Below are 17,584 nucleotides of genomic sequence, written 5' to 3'. Positions count from 1 at the left end.
GATCGACCGGAGGAACCCGATGCGCCTGGTGATCGCACTCGTCGTCGCGGCCGTCGCCGTGACCCCTCCCGCCGCCGCGAGCGCCGATCACCCCGCGCCGGACCACGTCTGCCTCGCGAGCGTGCCGGAGGCCGATCCGCTGGAGCCCGGACCGGTGAGCATCTGCGTCAGCGTCTTCAAGCCCGCCGCCGCCTCCCGCGACAACCGGGCGCCGGTGCTCCTGCACAGCCACGGCTGGGGCGGCGGCCGCACGTCCGCGCCCGGCTCGTTCCGGCGGTACCTGGACGCGGGTTTCGGCGTGGTCAGCATCGACCAGCGCGGTTTCGGCGAGAGCGGCGGCAAGGCGCACGTGGAGGACCCCGCGTTCGAGGGCGAGGACGTCATCCGGGTGATCGACCACGTCGCCTCGCTGGACTGGGTGCGCACGAACGGTCCGGGCGACCCGGTCCTGGGTGCCGTCGGCGGCTCCTACGGCGGCGGCTTCCAGTTCGCGGGCGCGTTCACGGAGGTCATGAAGACCGGCCGCACCCGGTTCGACGCGCTCGCGCCCCAGATCACCTGGCACTCCCTGAACGACAGCCTCGCCCCGCGCGAAGTCGTCCGCACCACGTGGGTCACCGCCCTGTACGCCGCCGCGCTCGACGCGCACACCTCGACGCTGCACGCGGGCTACGCCGAGGGCCTGCTCACCGGCGACTGGCCCACCACCATGGACGAGTTCTTCCGCGACAACGGCCCGGCGCACCACGCCGCCGCCGGTCGCCGGCTGGACATCCCGGTGCTGCTGCGCCAGGGCATCAGCGACAACCTGTTCCCGCTCGACCAGGCGATCGACAACTTCGACCGCGCCCTGACCCCGCGTGCCCGCGCGAACAGCCTGCTCATCGGCTACAACGGCGGGCACGCGCTGCCCAACGCCATCCCCGCCGGGCACGCCGTCGCGGGTGACGCGTGCTCCGCCGCGCACGGCGGCTACGACGACCTCGAACTGCGGTTCCTGGCCGAGAACCTGCAGGGCGCGCCGCGCACGACCACCGGCCACGGTCGGTACCAGCTCATGACCGCCGAGGGTGGCTGCGTCACCGTGGACTCCGTCGCGCCGACCACCACCGCCGCCCTGCCGGACATCGTCACCACGGCCGGCGTCGGCCTGCCCCAGGCGATCAGGATCGCGGACGGCCCGCTCACCGTCGCCGGGTCGCCGACGCTCGACGCGGTCGTCAGCACGCTCGGCCTCGACAGCCGCGCGTTCTTCGCCCTCAGCGTCGGCACGTCGCCGTTGACCGCCAAGGTGATCCAGAACAACGTGCTGCCGCACCGGGAGAATAGCCTGAACCTGGGCGCCCGCCGCACGATCGAGCTGCCGGCGGTCGCCGCGACGGTCCCGGCCGGCCAGTCGCTGTTCCTCACCGTCACCCCGCTCTCGGACATGTTCCTCCTGCACGGCAGCCGCACGCCGAGCGCGATGGTGCTGCGGGACGTCACCGTGCGCCTGCCCGTCCGCGGCTAGTGCCGTGCCCGCCCGGTCACGGCGCCAGGTTCGAGGCCATGGACTTCGAGGAGATCGTGATCGAGACCGATCGGCTCGACTTCCCCGCGCTCGCGGCGGGCGACGGGCCGGTGGTCGTGTGCTGGCACGGGTTCCCCGACCACCCGGCCACGTTCGGGCCGCTCGCCGAGCACCTGGTCGCCGCCGGCCGTCGGGTGGTGGCGCCGTTCCTGCGCGGCCACCACCCGACGACCGCGGACCGGATGACCTACGCCGACGGCATCACGCTCGCCGCCGACGCGGAGGCGGTCGCGCGGGCCCTGTCCCCGGACGCCGGGATCGACCTGATCGGGCACGACATCGGCGCGGGCGTGGTGGGCAGGCTGGCGGCGGCGTGGCCGCAACGGGTGCGGCACGCGGTCACGATGGCCGTGCCGCCGCCGAAGACGCTGGGCCCCGTGCTCCGGGATCCCGCGCAACAGCAACGGTTCTTCTACCTGTGGCTGTTCCAGGTGCCCGGTGTCGCCGAGTCGGTGCTCGAAACCGACCGCGGCCTGGTCGACTACCTGTGGTCCACCTGGTCACCCGGCCTCGACCCCGGCGGACACCGCGCACGCGTGCACGGGATGTACGGCGACCCGGCCGTGCTGCGCAACGTGCTGCGGATCTACCGCGGCAACTTCGACCGGTCGCTGCACGACCCGGACCTCGCCGCCCTGGCCGCCAGGACCGAGGCGCCGGCCGCCGTCCCGATGCTCGTCCTCGCCGGCGAGGACGACGGCTGCATCGCGCCGGAGCACTTCGCCGACGCCGCCACCGGCCTCGCGGAAGGCTCGTCGGTGCGGGTCCTGGCCGACGCCGGCCACTTCATGCACCTCGACCGGCCGGACGAGGTCGCGAGGCTCGTGCTCGACTGGTTCAGCCGCCACCGCTGAGTCGCGGCTGCCGCGAACGACCCCTCGACGTGCGACGGCGCAGGGCGGCACCGCCCGACGTGGTTTTGACGTGGTCGTCGGAGGCGATCACGATGACGGGGTGACAGGACGATCTCCCGGCGTGCCTGCTCGGAAGCGCGGGCGGGAGGCCGTGCCCAGCATCCGTGACGTGGCGGCGGCCGCGGGCGTCTCGTACCAGACCGTGTCACGCGTGCTCAACGAGTCGCCCAACGTCAACCCCGACACCCGCCGGCAGGTGCTCGACGTGATCGAGCGGCTCGGGTACCGGCCCAACCGGGCCGCCCGCGCGCTGGGCTCGGGCCGGGCCGGCGCGGTGACGGTGGTCATCGCCGACACCACGCTCTACGGGTACGCCGCCACGTTGCGGGGCATCGAGGAGGCCGCGCGCCTGAAAGGCCTCGCGGTCGGCGTCAGGGTGGTCGAGTCGGACCGCCCCGCGGACGTCCGGCACGCGGTCGAGTACGTGAGCGACCCCAACGCGGGCGGCATCGTCGTGATCGCCTTCGACGCCGCCGGCGCGGGCGTCCTGCGTGCGCTGCCCGCGGCCGTGCCCGCCGTGGCCGCGACCGAGGCGGGAGGTCTGGCAGGCACCGGGCGGGCCATGATCTACCTGGACGAACGGCAGGCCGCCGCCGACGCGACCGGGTACCTGTTGTCCCTGGGCCACCGCACGGTGCACCACGTCGCGATCCCGTCGGAGACCGGCACGAGCGCCCGTCAGAGCGGGTGGCGCGACGCGCTCCGGGAGGTGGGCGCGCCGGCGCCGCCGGTCGTGCCCGTCGAGTGGGACGTGCGGTCGGCCTACCTCGCGGGACGGCGGCTGGCGGCCGACCCGGACGTCACCGCGATCCTGTGCGGCAACGACGACACGGCCATGGCGGTCCGCCGCGCCCTGCACGAAGCCGGCCGGGACGTCCCGGGCGACGTCAGCATCATCGGCTTCGACGACGTGCCCGGCGCGGCCTACTGGACGCCCGCGCTCACCACGGTCCGGATGGACTTCGTGGCGCTGGGCCGCGCCTGCCTGGCGGCGCTGGTGGCCGAGGTGGCGGGCGTGCCGCGGCCCGCCGTCGACCTCGCCGCGCCGTCCCTCGTGGTCCGCGAGTCGACCGCCCCGCCGCGCGGTCGTTGAGAACTCGTCCACCGCGATGTTGGTAACAACAAGGTAACGCGGTCTGTCCACCTGTTCGTGTGACCGGTCACACTCGGCGTCGGTATGTGACCGATCACATGGCCTCGATCAGCACGAATGCGAACCCGTCGCCGAACGCACGACAGGAGCACCGTGATCTCATCGGAGTCCGCCACGAGCGTGGTCTGGGGCCATTCGGCGTTGGAACTCGTCGTGGACGTGTCACCGGACGGCCCGGTCGGCGTCCGCACGCTGGCCGCCGGGCCGCGGTCCGACCACCCCAGGGCGACGCAACCGCTGGTGGAGCTGATGGTCGCCGGCGAGGGTCGGGCCCGCGCCTCGCACCGGTTCTCGGACACCGCGCTCGGCGGGCGCATGGTCTACGCTGGCTCCGCCCGCACGCGTGACGGCAAGTGGAGCGAGCTGCACGTGGACGTGCGCGACGAGCGGACCGGGCTGCTTGCGCGGACGACGTTCCGGTCGGTCGGCGGCGTCGCGGCCTGCCAGGTCCGCACCACCGTGACCAACCGGGGTGACGTCCCGGTGCTGCTGCACGGCGTCACGTCGTTCGCCGCGGGCTTCCCCGGCGCCCGGGTCGGGGACCTCGAGCTGCTGCGCGGCGAGAGCGAGTGGCTGGGCGAGGGCCGGTGGGCGCGCCACCCGTTGCGCGACGGCGTGACCCCCGACCTCAACCTCCGGCTGCACGGCCAGCACGGTCGGGGACGGTTCGCCGCCGTGAGCACGGGCACCTGGTCCACCGGCACGCACCTGCCCACGGCCGGGCTCGCGGACCGCCGGACCGGTCAGGCGTGGCTGTGGCAGGTGGAGCACAACGGCGCGTGGCGGTGGGAGGTCGGCGAACGGCTGGACGGCGCGTACGTGGCGTTGCTCGGGCCGACGGACGTCGACCACCAGTGGCAGCACTTCCTGCTGCCCGGCGAGGCGTTCACCACCGTGCCCGTGTCGGTGGCCGTGTCGGAGTCCGGTGTGGACGGCGCGGTCGCCGCGCTGACCGCCCACCGGCGCGAGCTCGTCCGCCCGCACCGCGACCGGTCCGCACTGCCGGTGGTGTTCAACGACTACATGAACACGCTGATGGGCGATCCGACCACGGCGAAGCTGCTGCCGCTGGTCGACGCCGCCGCCGACGTCGGGGCGGAGGTGTTCTGCGTCGACGCGGGCTGGTACGACAACGGCTCGAGCTGGTGGGACGCCGTCGGCGAGTGGCGGCCGTCGGAGACCAGGTTCCCACGCGGCATCGCCGAGGTGCTCACCCGCATCCGGGAGCGTGGCATGGTGCCCGGCCTGTGGCTCGAGCCGGAGGTGATCGGGGTGCGCAGCCCGATGGCCGACAAGCTCCCGGCTGCCGCGTTCCTCCAACGCGGCGGTGTCCGGCTGGTCGAGCACGACCGGTACGTGCTCGACCTTCGCCACCCGAGCGCGGTCGCGCACCTGGACGACGTGGTCGACCGGCTGGTCGAGGACCTCGGCGTCGGCTACTTCAAGCTCGACTACAACGTCGACCCGGGCACGGGCACGGACTTCGCCGCCGACAGCGCGGGCGCGGGCCTGCTCGCGCACAACCGGGCGCACCTGGAGTGGCTGGACCGGCTCCTGGACCGGCACCCCGACCTGGTCCTGGAGAACTGCGCGTCCGGCGCGATGCGCATGGACTACGCGCTGCTGTCCCGGATGCAGTTGCAGTCCACCAGCGACCAGCAGGACCCCCTGCGCTACCCGCCGATCGCGGTGTCGGCGCCGATGTCGGTCCTCCCGGAGCAGTCGGCGAGCTGGGCCTACCCCCAACCGGACATGGCGGACGAGCTGTTCGCCTACACCGTGTGCACGGGGATGCTCGGCCGGCTCTACCTGTCGGGGCGGCTGGACCTCATGAACGCCGACCAGCTGCGGTCCGTGCGCGACGCGGTGCGGGTGTTCCGGGAGATCCGCGCGGACCTGGCGGTGTCGGCGCCGGTGTGGCCGCTGGGGCTGCCCGGGTGGAGCGATCCGTGGCTCAGCCTGGGCCTCAGGTCTGGTGACGTCACGCACGTGGCCGTGTGGCGGCGCGACGGCACGGGCCCGGACGTGACGCTGTCCCTGCCGCACCTGCGCGGCCGATCGGTCGACGTCGACGTGCTCTACCCGCGCGAGCTGCCCGCGTGGAGCCACTCCTGGGACCAGGGCACGGGTTCGCTGACCCTGGCGCCCGCCCACCACGACACCGCCTCCGCGCGGCTCTTCCGGATCGCCCCCGGCGGAGAGCGAGGACCGGCCACCCCACCCACCGGAGGAACAGCACGATGAACCGATGGCTCCGCGTCGCCTCCGCCGCGGCGCTCGCGCTCGGCCTCGCGGCGTGCAGCGACCCGTCCGCGCAGGACGCGCCCGCCGGCGGGGCGGTGAGCTGGGCCGACCCCACCGCGCCGCTCGACGGCGTGCGGCTGACCGTCTGGGCGGCGCAGAACAGCAACACCGTGCCGGAACGGGTGGTGGCCGCGTTCGAGCAGGCCACCGGCGCGACGGTGGACGTCGTGACCATCCCCGACCCCTACGAGCAGGGCATCCAGACCAAGGTGGCCACCGGCGACAGGGCAGCGCGGTCGGCATGATCGGGGTCTACCTCGGCATCTACCTGTCCACGGTGATCTTCATCGTCACCGGGTTCGTGCGGACGATCCCGGTGTCGCTGGAGGAGGCCGCCCAGCTCGACGGCGCGGGCCCGGTCACGGTGTTCCGCCGCGTCGTCCTGCCGATGCTGCGGCCCGTGCTGGCCACCGCCACCATCCTCATCTGCCTCTACGTGTGGAACGACGTCTTCTACGCGTTCTTCGTGGTCGGCGGGCGGCTCGACACGTTGCCGCTCGACCTGTTCCGGGTCGCCGGCGCCGGCCTGCACCTCGACAACTGGCACCTGATCTTCGCCTACGTGATCTTGATGAGCCTGCCGCTGGTCGCCGTCCTGGCGGTCGCGCAGCGACGGATCCTCTCCGGCATCACCAGCGGCGCCGTCAAGTGACAAAAGGAGCGTTGATGCGACCCCCCTTCCTGGCGTGCACGACAGCCGCCGTGATGGTCCTCGCCACCTCGACCGCGGTCTCGGCGCGGAAGTCGTCGGCCGAGACGCTGCGCGTCGACCTGGGCTCGCCCACGGGCGCGTTCCACGGCGGCGCCACCGGCATCCTCTACGGCCTCGGCGACCCCGGCGTCCCGTCGCACGACCTCATCGCCGGCATGCGCCCGCGCACGGTCTCGCAGAAGGCGCCGGACGGCGAGCAGCACCCCAACGGCGACGCGTTGAAGGTCGCGGACGGGTACTTCGCGGCCGGCGGTGCCGACGTGCACATCTACGCGCAGGACGTCTACAGCGCGTGGCCGTACCAGGACCTGGGGATCGACGACTACATCGCGCGGTTGCGGCCCCAGTTGGAGAAGGTCGCCGCGCGACCGGACCGCGACCGGTTCGTCTGGACGATCTTCAACGAGCCGGACTGGATCTGGTACGGCGACTGGGCCGCCAAGAAGGACGAGTTCCTCGCCGACTGGACCAGGGTCTACCGGCTGGTGAAGTCCGTGCTGCCCGATGCCCGCATCACCGGCCCCGGCGAGACGCGGTACCGACCGGACCACCTGCGCGACCTGCTCACCCACGCCAAGGCCAACGACGTGCTGCCCGACATCGTCACCTGGCACGAGCTGGGCCCCGACTCCCTGACCACCTACCGCGAGCACTACGAGGACTACCGGGACCTGGAACGGGAACTCGGCATCGCGCCGCGGCCGATCAACATCAACGAGTACTCCAACCGGCGTGACACCTCCGTGCCCGGCCAACTGGTCCAGTGGATCGCCATGCTGGAGGAGACCAAGGTCGACGGCCAGATGGCGTTCTGGACGATGGCGGGCAACCTCAGCGACCACGCCGTGCGCGCGGGCCGCGCCAACGGCGGCTGGTGGCTGACGAAGTGGTACGCCGACCTGTCCGGCGACACGGTCCGCGTCACGCCGCCGCGGCCGAGCACTAGGGACACGTTGCGGGGCCTGGCCGCCTACGACCGGGGCGACGCCAAGGCGACCGTCCTGCTCGGCGGCACGGCGAACCCGGTGGACGTCGCCGTGACGGGCCTGGACCGGCGGGTGTTCGGCGACCGGGTCGACGTGCGGGTCGCCAAGACCACCTGGTCGGGCTACGAGGGTGACGCCGGGCAGCCGCCCGTCGTCAGCGCGGCCAGGGTCCGCGTGGACGACGGCAGGGCGACGGTCGCGGTGCCCGGCGGCGACCCGCTGGCCGCCTACCAGGTCGTGATCACCAGGGCGGGCCTCGGCGCGCCGCCCGCCGCCGACGCGCCGTGGCAGGCGAGCCACGAGGCCGAGTCCGGCACGGTGGAGCACGCCGTCGTCGTCACCCAGGACGACGGCTCGGGCTCGCACGACATGGCCCAGCGCTACACCACGTCGGGCCGCGAGGACGTCGGCTTCATGAAGGACCCCGCCTCACGCGTCACGGTCGACGTGGACGTGCCGCGTGACGGCACGTACCGGCTCGGGGTGTTCTACGGCACCGGCGGGTTCGTCGGCCGGCAGGCGCTGTACGTCGACGACGCGCACGTGGGCGACCTGACCTTCCCGGCGACGCTGAACTGGGTCTACCGCGGCCGGCTCGACACGCCGATCACGCTCACCGCGGGCCGGCACCGCGTTTCGTTGCGCACCAGCGGCCCCGACGGCTTCCTCGGCGGCCCGTCCGACATCACGCTGGACCGGTTCGACCTGACCGAGGTCACCGGTCCGGAGAGGACGGTCTACCCGCTCACCGAGTCGCGCCGGTCCGGCGGCACGGTCGACCGCGGCGCCCGCGCGCTCCAGGTGGCCGCACCCGGCGCGGTCGTCCTCGGCCCCGGTGACACCGTGACCACGTACGTGTCCGCCGCCGAGGACGGCTACTACGAGCTGTCCACCACGTGGCTCGGCGCCGACCGCAGCGCGCTCGGCCTCGCCCTGTCCGGGCGACGGGTGCGCGACCTGACCGCCGACCGGGCCGGCGCGTGGTCGGGCCGCGTCACGGCGCACCTCAAGGCGGGCATCACCGAGGTCGTGCTGTCGAACGAGAGCCGCACACCGCTCGTGCTCGGCACGCTGACCTCCGTGCGCGACGCCGGGTCCGACGGTCGTGCGGTCCGCGTCGAAGCCGAGTCCGGCCGGCTCGCCGGGGGAGCGGTGGTGACCACCGGACCGTGGGCCTCCGGCGGCTCGTACGTCGGCCGGCTGGGCAACGGCGGCACGCTGACCGTCGAGCGCCCGGCCGCGTTCGGGGCCGGCCGGTACAACCTGACCGTCGCCTACGCGCAGGCCGAGAAGAACACCGGGCACCCGTACAACACCGACACCATCACCCGGACGCTCGTCGCCACCGAGGAAGGCGGCCACGCCACGAGCGCGCCGTACCGCCACAACTACACCTGGGACGGCTTCTGGCCGGAGACCTCGCCGATCGACCTGGTCACCGACGACGGCGCGCTCACGTTCGGCAACCCCGCCGCCTGGGGCCCGAACGTCGACTGGGTCCAGCTCGCACCGCTCGTCGTGGCGTCCTCGGTGGAGCCACGGCGTTGAGGCTCAGCCGAGCGCGACGGCGATCCCGGTGAGGACCGGCACCGAGAGGACGGTGGTGAGCAGCACGACGTCCCGGGCGAGTTCCGCGCCCCGGTCGTAGGCCGTGGCGTAGACGAACACGTTCTGCGCGGTGGGCAGCGCCGAGGCGATGGTGACGGCCGGCAGTGCCGGGTCGTCCAGGCGGACCACCCAGCGGCCGAGGGCGTAGGCCAACGCGGGCTGCACCACCGTCTTCAGCGCCACGACCAGCCACACCTGACCGGCCGTGCCGCCGGACGCCGGGCGTGGCGCGCCGTGCAGGCTCGCGCCGTAGGCGAGCAGGGCGGCCGGCACGGCGAGGTCGGCGAGGAGCTCGATCGGCCGCAGCACCGGCGCGGGCGGCAGCCGGCCGACCGCGGCGAGCGCCAGGCCGAGGGCGCAGCCGATCACCAGGGGCGTGCGCAGCGGCTGGGTCAGCAGTCGCGTGCGGGTCGGGGCGCCCTGGCCGGGATCGCGTGACGCGGCCGGCACGGTCAGGCCGATCGGCGCCAGGACCAGCACCTGGAACAGCAGGACCGGGGCCACGAGCGAGGCGTCGCCGAGCACGTACACGGCGATGGCGACGCCGAGGTTGCCCGCGTTGACGTAGGACGAGGCCAGCGCGCCGGTGGCGAGGTGACCTGCGCCCAGCCGCCACCGCCACCGCGCGATGGCGAGGTAGAGCAGGGCGCACGCCACCGCGCTGCCCGCCGTGGCGACCAGCGTGGTCGACAGCAGCACGGCCGTGTCCGCCTCGGCGAGGGTGAGCAGCAGCAGCGCCGGCGTCGCGATGAAGTAGGACAGCCGGGACAGCACGCCGGCCGCGCCCTCGCCGAGCACGCGGGCGCGGCCGGCGATCCAGCCGACCGCGATCACCGCGACGAGGGTGGCGAAACCGGCCAGGACCGCGTTCACCCGGTGTGCGCGCGCGTCACCGCGGCGCGTCGACGGTGGCCGTCTCGACGGTCCAGGCGCGGGCCTGGTCGGCGAGGGTGATGCCGAGGCCGGGCCGGTCGGACAGGTGCATCCGCCCGTCCCGGGTCTCCAGCCGTTCGTCGAACAGCGGGTGCAGCCAGTCGAAGTGCTCGACCCACGGCTCGCGCGGGTAGGCGGCGGCGAGGTGGACGTGGATCTCCATGGCGAAGTGGGGCGCGAGTTGGAGGTGGTGGTGGTCGGCGAGGGTGGCGAGCGTGAGGAACTGGGTGATCCCGCCGACGCGGGGCGCGTCCGGTTGCAGCACGTCCACGGCGCCGGCCCGGATCAGCTCGTAGTGCTCGGCGACGCTGGTGAGCATCTCGCCGGAGGCGACGGCCGTGGTCAGCGACCGCGCCAGCTCCGCGTGCCCCTCGACGTCGTAGGCGTCCAGCGGCTCCTCGATCCAGACCAGGTCGAACTCCTCCAGCGCCCGGCCGACCCGCATGGCGGTGGGGCGGTCCCACTGCTGGTTGGCGTCGACCATCAACGGCACGCCGTCGCCGAGGTGCTCGCGGACGGCGGCGACCCGGCGCAGGTCCTCCGACCGGTCCGGGAGGCCCACCTTGATCTTGATCCCGCCGACGCCGGAGTCGAGCGTGCGGTCGGCGTTGTCCTTGATCTGCTCGACGGTCTCGTGCAGGAAGCCGCCGGAGGTGTTGTAGCAGCGCACGGAGTCGCGGTGCGCGCCGAGCAACTTCGCCAACGGCAGGTTCGCGCGCTTGGCCTTGAGGTCCCACAGCGCGATGTCGAACGCGGCCAGCGCCTGCGTGGCCGCGCCGCTGCGCCCGACCGACGCGCCCGCCCACACCAGCTTGGTCCACAGCCGGCCGATGTCGTTGGGGTCCTCGCCGATCAGGTCGGGCGCGACCTCGCGGGCGTGCGCGAACTGGGCGGGCCCGCCGGCGCGCTTGCTGTAGCCGAACCCGATGCCCTCCAGCCCGGCCTCGGTGCGGATCTCGGCGAACAGCACCGCGACCTCGGTCATCGGCCGCTGCCTGCCGGTGAACACCTTGGCGTCGCTGATCGGAGTCGGCAGGGGCAGCCTCACCGAGGACAGCGTCACCGAGCTGATCCGGTCGGAACTGGTGGACATCGGGCTCCTTCTCCTCGGGCGCGTGCGGTCGGGCGAGCCGCTGGACCAGGGCGGTCAGGCGAGCCGCTGGACCAGGGCGGTGAGGCGGGCGCGCTCGTCGTCGGTCAGGTCGGTCAACGGCGGGCGCACCGGGCCGCCGTCCCGGCCCACGGCCGTCAGCCCGGCCTTGACGATCGACACCGCGTACCCGCGCTCCCGGTCGCGGAGGTCCAGGTAGGGGATCACGAAGTCGCGCAGCATCCCGTACACGGCGGTCCGGTCCTGCGCGCGGACGGCGGCGTAGAACTTCAGCGCGAACTCGGGCACGAAGTTGAACAGCGCCGAGGAGTACGTCGTGACGCCGAGCTGCAGCAGCGGCAGGGCGAACGTCTCCGCGGTCGGCAGGCCGCCGATGTAGATCAGCCGGTCGCCGACGCGGGCGTAGGTGCGGGTCAGCTGCTCGACGTCGCCGACGCCGTCCTTGAGCCCGATCAGGTTGGGGTTGCGGTCGGCCAGCTCGGCGAGCGTCGCGTCGGTCAGCACGGCGTTGGCCCGGCTGTAGACGATCACGCCGAGCCCGGTGGCCCGGCACACCGCGGAGACGTGCTCGACCAGGCCGCGTTGGCCGGCCTCGGTGAGGTACGGCGGGAACAGCAGCACCCCGGACGCTCCAGCGGCCTCGGCGGCCCGCGCCTGCGCCACCGACACGGCGGTGGCGCCGGTCGCCGGTGCGACGACGGGCACCTCGCCGCCCACCTCGTCCACGGCGACGCGGACCACCCGGTCCAGCTCGGCGGGAGTCAGCGAGAACCCCTCGCCCGTGCCGCCCGCGGCGAACAGGCCGGCCACGTCGAAGCTCGCCTGCCAGGCCAGGTGCTCGCGGTAGCGGCGCTCGTCGAACCGCAGGTCGGCATCGAAGTGGGTGACCGGGAAGGAGAGCAGCCCGGAGGCGAGTCGGTCGGCGAGAGCGGCTGGGTTCGTCACGGCTCCACCGTATGGAGCAGGAGTGATGCTTGTCCAAGAGCTGTTCAGCATTGCGCAATACCCGGAGAGCATCACTCGAACGGCGTGCGGCCCTCCAGGACGCTCAACGTCCGCCACAACGCCGGGTTGGCCGAAGCTTTCAACCACAGCAGGTGCAGCTCCACCGGCTCGGCCACCGCGGTCTCCAGGCGGGCGAACCCGACGCCGTCGATGCGCAGCCGCGCCGCCGATTCCGGCACGAACGCGACACCCCGACCAGCCGCGACCAGCCACAGCATGGTGAGCACCTGGCTGACCGTGTGCACCGTGTTCTCCGGCGCGATCGGCACCGTGCGCACGACGAGGTCGTAGAAGTACCGCGCGTCGGTGGGCGAGTGCATGATGACCGGCTCGCGGACCACGTCGGCGGCCGTCGCGTCACGTCCCAGAGCCGCCAGGGGATGGCCTGCGGGCACGGCGACCAGCAGCCCTTCCCGGTGCAGCAGCCGTGAGCCGAAGGTCGAGTCGTCGAACGGCGGCCGGCCCAGCCCCAGGTCGATCTCCTCGTTGACCAGCGCGGACACCTGCTCCCGGGTGACCAGTTCGACCAGTTCCACGTCCACGTCCGGCAGCTGCGCGGCGAGTTCGTCCAGCAGCCGGCCGAGGATGCCGTAGGTGGCCGCCGCCGTGAACCCGACCCGCACCACGCCGCTCGACCCGGACGACACCCGCCGGGCCAGCTCCGGCGCGGTCTCGGCCAGCGACAGCAGCCGCCGTGCCTCGACCAGGAACACCTCGCCCGCCGCGGTGAGCGTGACCCGCCGGTTGTCCCGGATCAGCAGTTGCGCGCCGACCGACCGCTCCAGCTTCTGGATCTGCCTGCTCAGCGGCGGCTGCGTCATCGCCAGCCGGGAGGCGGCACGGCTGAAGTGCAACTCCTCGGCGACGGCTACGAATCCCCGTAGCTGCTCCAGCGTGAACGCCATGCGGGGAAGGTATCAATCCTGGTCACCGCGCGTTCGGCGTGTGAGCATGGTCCACATGGGCCTCCCACGCCGCACCGCCGGTCTCGTCCTGGCCGTGTTCCTGCTCGGCGGGCTGGTGACGGCGCCCGCCGCCGCCGCGACCGCGTTCAAGGTGTTGCAGCTGAACCTGTGCAACAGCGGGGTCGCCGGGTGCTACCAGGACGGGTTGGCCGTGGGCGAGGGCGTGACGATGATCCAGCGCCGCGTGCCGGACGTCGTGTCGGTGAACGAGGTGTGCCTGTCCGACCTGCCCCGGCTGGCCACCGCCGTCGGCGCGACGGCCGAGTACCAGTTCGCCTTCGCGCGCCGGAAGACCACGAACGCGAACATCGAGTGCACCGACGGCAGGGGCGCGTACGGCAGCGCGATCATCGTCAAGGAAGGCATCAGGACCAGCGGCCAGAACACCTATACGGCGCAGGACAGCGGCAACGAGGTCCGCGCGTGGGCTTGCGCGCTGAGCGAGGTGCGCGGCTTCACCGCCTGCACCACCCACCTGAGCACGACCGGCACCGTGGCGCTGGCGCAGTGCAAGGAACTGGTGCCGGCGACGGTGCTGTCCTACGACCCGACCGGCTCCGCCACGACCAGGCACGTGGTCGTGGGCGACCTGAACCTGAAGTACAGCCCGGGTTCGGCGACGAACGCCCAGAACTGCGTGCCGTCGGGCTGGTTCCGCAAGGGCGACGGCGACGTGCAGCACGTCATCGCCCGGACGCTGACGTTCGTGTCGACCCAGGAGTACGCCATGTACCGCACCGACCACCCGGCGTTCGTGGTGAACTACACGTTCTGAGGCCGTTCAGCGTTCGAGCGCCGCGCGGAGCACCCGGACCGCCTTCGGGCCGACGCCGTGCACGGCCAGCAGTTCGGCGTCGCTCAGGCGGGCGACCTGGGCGAGCGTGGTGACGCCGATGGCGGTGAGCGCCCGCGTGGCGGGTCGTCCGATGCCCTCGGGCAGGTCGCCGACCTCGCCCGGCTCGGCGGTCTCGGCCGCGGCGGCCCGCGCGGACAGCTCCGCCGGCGCCCGCCACAGCCACGCCCGCCGCACCCAGTGGTTGAGCTGCTGACCGTCGACGTCGCCGAGCGGGACGCGCACGCCCGGGGCCAGCCGTTCAGCGGTCGGGTGGGCCGCGAGGACCGCCTCCACCTCCGCGGCCGGGAGGTGGAGGTCGACGCGGTCGTGCTCGTGCACCCAGGCGAACCGCTTGCCCCGCACGGTGAACGCTCGGTCGTGCGCGGCCACCTCGGGCAGGGACAGCGCGGTCTTGCGCAGCTGGGCGATCGTCGTCACGCGGAGATTCCACCACGCCGGCAGCAGCCGCCACAGGTGGTCGGGCGCCTGTCCGGCCACGTCCGGGTGGCGCCACCCGGACGGTGATGGTTGTCGCCGAACGGGTACGCGGTGTCCTCCGTGATGGTGACCGGGGTGCCGTCGGCGACCTTCACCGTGACCGTCGAGGGCCCGCGCAACGCCGCCGCCACACCGCCGTCGTTCGTGGCCGGCCACATCTCCTCCACGAAGTACGGCCGGCCCCGGCCATCTGCTGCCATAAGATGGCAACAATGACGACGAGTTCGACCTCCACGGGCGCGAGCCTCACCGACCTGGTCCGCCGCTGGGGGCGGGGGTGGAGCGTGTGCCGCGGCTGGGACCGGCCGCGGGAAGCCGGCGACGCCCTGCACCTGCTCCTACACCGCCCGGGACGCCACCGGGAGATCATCGCGCTGCGCCCGGACGACGTGACCGGTCTTCGCGCCCTCGCCGACGAGGCCGCCGCCGCCGAGGGCGCGACCTGGCTGACCGTCCCCACCACCCGGCCCGACGACGTCGAAGTCGTGCTGCGCCACGCCGGTCTCCACCTCAAGACCGCCCGCGAGTGGCTCATGACCCGTCCCCTGGCCGACCACCCGCGCCGCACGGTCCCCGCGCCCTACCGGATCGCCACCTCGGCGGCGGAGGTCGTCGTGGTCGACGTCCGGCACGAGTCCGACGAGCAGGCCGCGAGCGGTCAGGTGGCCGTCACCGACGGGGACGCGGTCTTCGACCGGATCGAGACCGCCCCGGCCCACCGCCGCCGGGGCCTGGGCAGCGTGGTGATGGCGACCCTGGCCGAGGAGGCGGTCGCCCGCGGCGCGCGCCACGGCGTCCTCCTCGCCAGCGCGGAAGGGCAGGCGCTCTACGCGTCCTTGGGTTGGGACACGCGGGCGGCGGTGGTGATCGCCACCGACCAGCCCGGGTGAGCCCGTCGCGGTCGTGCCGGATTCCTGTTGCGGCGCAAGCCAGTTGAGACTCGAAACTTCCGCGAAACGTCTGGTAGGTGGGTTGATCCCGACCTGATAGTGACAGCGCTCGTCCGACGGAAGGGGTTTCGCGATGCGGTGGAGAACGGTGCTGTTGACCACTGGCCTGGTGCTCGGCCTGAGCTCGGCGCCGGCGAGCGCGGCCGAACCGGTGATCGTCGACTCCACCAAGCACGGTGGCCGCACGGTCGCGTTCACCTTCGACGACGGCCCGAACCCGGCCGACACGCCGCGCCTGCTCGAAGTGCTGCGCCGCCACCACGTCAAGGCCGTGTTCTGCCTCTGGGGCGACTACGTCGAGGCCAACCCGCAGCTGGTGCGCAAGATCGTCGCGGGCGGGCACATCCTCTGCAACCACAGCATGCACCACGACAACATGGGCGAGTGGACGCCCGAGCAGATCGAGGCCGACCTGAGGCAGACCAGCGCCGCGATCCACCGCGCCGCGCCGGGCGTGCCGATCCGCTACTTCCGCGCGCCCTACGGCAGCTGGGGGCAGAGCCCGCAGGTCGCGGCCAAGCTCGGCATGACCTCGCTCGGCTGGAAGCTCGCCATCGGCGACTGGGAGCCGCCGGGCGTCGACGAGCTGGTGCGCCGGGTGAAGGACGGCCTCACCGACGGCGCCGTCGTCCTGATGCACGACGGCCCGAACGAGCGCGGCCAGACCGTGGACGCGGTGGCCAGGCTCATCCCCGAACTGCGCGCCGACGGCTGGCGCTTCGACCGTCCCGCCCGCCGCTGATGGGGTCGACCGTGAAGCGCGCCACGACGGCGGCGGTGGCCGCGCTGCTGCTCCTGCTGCCGACCGCGGCCGTCGCGTCGCCGCGGCCCACCTGGGTGGGCGCGTGGGCGACCTCGCCCACCACCGTGCCCGCCTCGGACACCACGACCTTCGAGGACCAGACGTTGCGCCAGGTAGTGCACCTGAGCGTCGGCGGCGGCACGGTCCGCGTGCGGCTGTCCAACGAGTTCGGGACCGAACCGCTGGTGATCGGCGAGGCGCACGTCGCACGGCGGGCCGGCACGGGGTCGGCGGTCCAGCCCGGCAGCGACCGGCGGCTGACGTTCGGCGGACGCCCGTCCGCGACCCTGCCACCCGGCACGCCGCTGCTCAGCGACCCGGTGGCGCTGACCGTCGCGGCCGACTCCGACCTCGTGATCAGCATCCACCTGCCGCGGCGCACGGCCGGGAACACCGTGCACGCGTTCCCGTACCAGGACGGGTACGTCGCGGCGGGCAACGTCACCGGCCGCACGGAGATCACGCCGACCGCCGTGCTCGGCAAGTGGCACTTCCTCACCGGCGTCAGCGTCACGGGTGGCAAGCGCGGTTCGACCGTGGTGGCGCTCGGCGACTCGATCACCGACGGCGCCGAGACCACGCGCGGCGCGAACCGCCGCTGGCCCGACGTCCTCGCCCGCCGGTTCTCCGAAGACCGGGGCCTGCGGCACCTCGGCGTGGTCAACGCGGGCATCAGCGGCAACCGGCTGCTGCACGACCCCAACCCGCCCGTCGGTCACCCGGCTGAGGGCTACGCGGCGTACTTCGGGCAGGCCGCGCTGCGCCGTTTCGACCGGGACGTGCTGGCCCAGCCCGGTGTCGGGCACGTCGTCGTGCTGCTCGGCGTCAACGACCTCGGCCATCCCGGCACGAGCGCGCCGCTGTCGGAGAAGGTGACCGCGCAGGACATCATCGGCGCGCACCGGCAGCTCATCGCCCGTGCGCACGCGCAAGGCCTGCGCATCCACGGCGGCACCATCACGCCGTTCCGCGACGACACGCTCGGCTTCTACAGCCCCGAGAACGAGGCCGCGCGGCAGACCGTGAACCACTGGATCCGCACCAGCGGCGAGTACGACGGCGTGATCGACTTCGACCGGGCCGTCCGCGACCCGGCCCAACCCGACCGCCTGCTGCCCGCGTACGACAGCGGCGACCACCTCCACCCGAACGACGCCGGCATGGCCGCGATGGCGGAGGCCGTGCCACTGCGCCTGTTCCGGTGACGCCCGCGGGGCCGCCTACGACACCGGGCGGCC

At 73.3% G+C, this 17,584-nt stretch carries 17 protein-coding genes; 11 read left to right on the top strand and 6 right to left on the bottom strand.

What is annotated here, in order from left to right; genetic code table 11:
* Positions 1-19 precede the first annotated feature (19 nt).
* The 7 genes from AB0H12_RS22450 to AB0H12_RS22420 all read left to right on the top strand — a co-directional run bounded on the left by AB0H12_RS22450 (position 20) and on the right by AB0H12_RS22420 (position 9,187).
* Positions 20-1,510 (top strand): alpha/beta fold hydrolase, encoded by a 1,491-nt coding sequence (locus tag AB0H12_RS22450; protein WP_499624889.1) that lies wholly within the window; start codon positions 20-22, stop codon positions 1,508-1,510.
* A gap of 38 nt (positions 1,511-1,548) precedes the next feature.
* Positions 1,549-2,424 carry an alpha/beta fold hydrolase gene (locus AB0H12_RS22445; protein ID WP_499624887.1) on the top strand — a complete coding sequence of 292 codons (876 nt, stop codon included), beginning with the start codon at positions 1,549-1,551 and terminating at the stop codon, positions 2,422-2,424.
* Positions 2,425-2,545: 121 nt separating this feature from the next.
* A complete protein-coding gene (locus tag AB0H12_RS22440; RefSeq protein WP_499624886.1) occupies positions 2,546-3,577 on the top strand; it encodes a LacI family DNA-binding transcriptional regulator in 1,032 nt (343 codons plus the stop codon).
* Between the two features lie 153 nt (positions 3,578-3,730).
* Complete coding sequence (locus AB0H12_RS22435) at positions 3,731-5,881, top strand: glycoside hydrolase family 36 protein (protein WP_499624884.1); 2,151 nt, start codon at positions 3,731-3,733, stop codon at positions 5,879-5,881.
* Positions 5,878-6,186, top strand: a complete 309-nt coding sequence (locus tag AB0H12_RS22430) for a hypothetical protein (RefSeq protein ID WP_499624882.1) — start codon at positions 5,878-5,880, stop codon at positions 6,184-6,186. The genes AB0H12_RS22435 and AB0H12_RS22430 overlap by 4 nt, the downstream gene beginning before the upstream one ends.
* Positions 6,183-6,593 (top strand): carbohydrate ABC transporter permease, encoded by a 411-nt coding sequence (locus AB0H12_RS22425; RefSeq protein WP_499624881.1) that lies wholly within the window; start codon positions 6,183-6,185, stop codon positions 6,591-6,593. The genes AB0H12_RS22430 and AB0H12_RS22425 overlap by 4 nt, the downstream gene beginning before the upstream one ends.
* Positions 6,594-6,607: 14 nt before the next feature.
* Positions 6,608-9,187, top strand: a complete 2,580-nt coding sequence (locus AB0H12_RS22420) for a hypothetical protein (RefSeq protein WP_499624879.1) — start codon at positions 6,608-6,610, stop codon at positions 9,185-9,187.
* A gap of 3 nt (positions 9,188-9,190) precedes the next feature.
* On the opposite strand, the gene AB0H12_RS22415 is transcribed toward AB0H12_RS22420, so the two are convergent.
* The 4 genes from AB0H12_RS22415 to AB0H12_RS22400 form a co-directional block, all read right to left on the bottom strand.
* A complete protein-coding gene (locus tag AB0H12_RS22415; protein WP_499624877.1) occupies positions 9,191-10,120 on the bottom strand; it encodes an AEC family transporter in 930 nt (309 codons plus the stop codon).
* A 16-nt stretch (positions 10,121-10,136) separates the two neighbouring features.
* Positions 10,137-11,273 (bottom strand): L-talarate/galactarate dehydratase, encoded by a 1,137-nt coding sequence (locus AB0H12_RS22410; RefSeq protein ID WP_499624876.1) that lies wholly within the window; start codon positions 11,271-11,273, stop codon positions 10,137-10,139.
* 54 nt (positions 11,274-11,327) lie between these two features.
* Entirely contained in the window at positions 11,328-12,236 is a 909-nt protein-coding gene (kdgD, locus tag AB0H12_RS22405) for a 5-dehydro-4-deoxyglucarate dehydratase (protein WP_499624874.1), read from the bottom strand.
* A 71-nt stretch (positions 12,237-12,307) separates the two neighbouring features.
* A complete protein-coding gene (locus AB0H12_RS22400) occupies positions 12,308-13,201 on the bottom strand; it encodes a LysR substrate-binding domain-containing protein (protein WP_499624873.1) in 894 nt (297 codons plus the stop codon).
* Between the two features lie 55 nt (positions 13,202-13,256).
* Here AB0H12_RS22400 and AB0H12_RS22395 point away from each other — a divergent pair, with 55 nt between their 5' ends.
* Positions 13,257-14,036: an endonuclease/exonuclease/phosphatase family protein gene (locus AB0H12_RS22395; RefSeq protein ID WP_499624871.1), complete on the top strand. Its 780-nt coding sequence runs from the start codon at positions 13,257-13,259 to the stop codon at positions 14,034-14,036.
* 6 nt (positions 14,037-14,042) lie between these two features.
* Here AB0H12_RS22395 and AB0H12_RS22390 read toward each other — a convergent pair whose 3' ends face one another.
* Together AB0H12_RS22390 and AB0H12_RS22385 are read right to left on the bottom strand one after the other, a co-directional pair.
* Positions 14,043-14,534, bottom strand: a complete 492-nt coding sequence (locus tag AB0H12_RS22390) for a hypothetical protein (RefSeq protein WP_499624869.1) — start codon at positions 14,532-14,534, stop codon at positions 14,043-14,045.
* Positions 14,531-14,794, bottom strand: coding sequence for a hypothetical protein (locus AB0H12_RS22385; RefSeq protein WP_499624867.1), 264 nt, complete (start codon positions 14,792-14,794; stop codon positions 14,531-14,533). Before AB0H12_RS22385 ends, AB0H12_RS22390 begins: the two co-directional genes overlap by 4 nt.
* A gap of 12 nt (positions 14,795-14,806) precedes the next feature.
* On the opposite strand from AB0H12_RS22385, the gene AB0H12_RS22380 reads away from it, so the two are divergent.
* From AB0H12_RS22380 to AB0H12_RS22370, 3 genes are all read left to right on the top strand, one after another.
* Positions 14,807-15,484: a GNAT family N-acetyltransferase gene (locus AB0H12_RS22380; RefSeq protein ID WP_499624865.1), complete on the top strand. Its 678-nt coding sequence runs from the start codon at positions 14,807-14,809 to the stop codon at positions 15,482-15,484.
* A gap of 148 nt (positions 15,485-15,632) precedes the next feature.
* Positions 15,633-16,286 carry a polysaccharide deacetylase family protein gene (locus AB0H12_RS22375; protein WP_499624863.1) on the top strand — a complete coding sequence of 218 codons (654 nt, stop codon included), beginning with the start codon at positions 15,633-15,635 and terminating at the stop codon, positions 16,284-16,286.
* Between the two features lie 11 nt (positions 16,287-16,297).
* The gene (locus tag AB0H12_RS22370; RefSeq protein WP_499624862.1) at positions 16,298-17,551 is read left to right on the top strand and encodes an SGNH/GDSL hydrolase family protein; all 1,254 of its coding nucleotides are present in this window, start codon (positions 16,298-16,300) and stop codon (positions 17,549-17,551) included.
* Positions 17,552-17,584 lie beyond the last annotated feature (33 nt).

The sequence above is a fragment of the Actinosynnema sp. NPDC023794 genome (assembly GCF_040639675.1).
GTDB classification, from domain to species: Bacteria; Actinomycetota; Actinomycetes; order Mycobacteriales; family Pseudonocardiaceae; genus Actinosynnema; species Actinosynnema luteola.
This window is presented reverse-complemented; position numbering and strand designations above follow the sequence as displayed.

Excerpts from the sequence above, each read along its gene's own strand:
- AB0H12_RS22450 (WP_499624889.1), top strand. The coding sequence starts at position 20 with ATGCGCCTGGTGATCGCACTCGTCGTCGCGGCCGTCGCCGTGACCCCT.
- AB0H12_RS22445 (WP_499624887.1), top strand. The coding sequence starts at position 1,549 with ATGGACTTCGAGGAGATCGTGATCGAGACCGATCGGCTCGACTTCCCC.
- AB0H12_RS22430 (WP_499624882.1), top strand. The coding sequence starts at position 5,878 with ATGAACCGATGGCTCCGCGTCGCCTCCGCCGCGGCGCTCGCGCTCGGC.
- AB0H12_RS22425 (WP_499624881.1), top strand. The coding sequence starts at position 6,183 with ATGATCGGGGTCTACCTCGGCATCTACCTGTCCACGGTGATCTTCATC.
- AB0H12_RS22420 (WP_499624879.1), top strand. The coding sequence starts at position 6,608 with ATGCGACCCCCCTTCCTGGCGTGCACGACAGCCGCCGTGATGGTCCTC.
- AB0H12_RS22410 (WP_499624876.1), bottom strand. The coding sequence starts at position 11,273 with ATGTCCACCAGTTCCGACCGGATCAGCTCGGTGACGCTGTCCTCGGTG.
- AB0H12_RS22400 (WP_499624873.1), bottom strand. The coding sequence starts at position 13,201 with ATGGCGTTCACGCTGGAGCAGCTACGGGGATTCGTAGCCGTCGCCGAG.
- AB0H12_RS22395 (WP_499624871.1), top strand. The coding sequence starts at position 13,257 with ATGGGCCTCCCACGCCGCACCGCCGGTCTCGTCCTGGCCGTGTTCCTG.
- AB0H12_RS22385 (WP_499624867.1), bottom strand. The coding sequence starts at position 14,794 with ATGGCAGCAGATGGCCGGGGCCGGCCGTACTTCGTGGAGGAGATGTGG.
- AB0H12_RS22380 (WP_499624865.1), top strand. The coding sequence starts at position 14,807 with ATGACGACGAGTTCGACCTCCACGGGCGCGAGCCTCACCGACCTGGTC.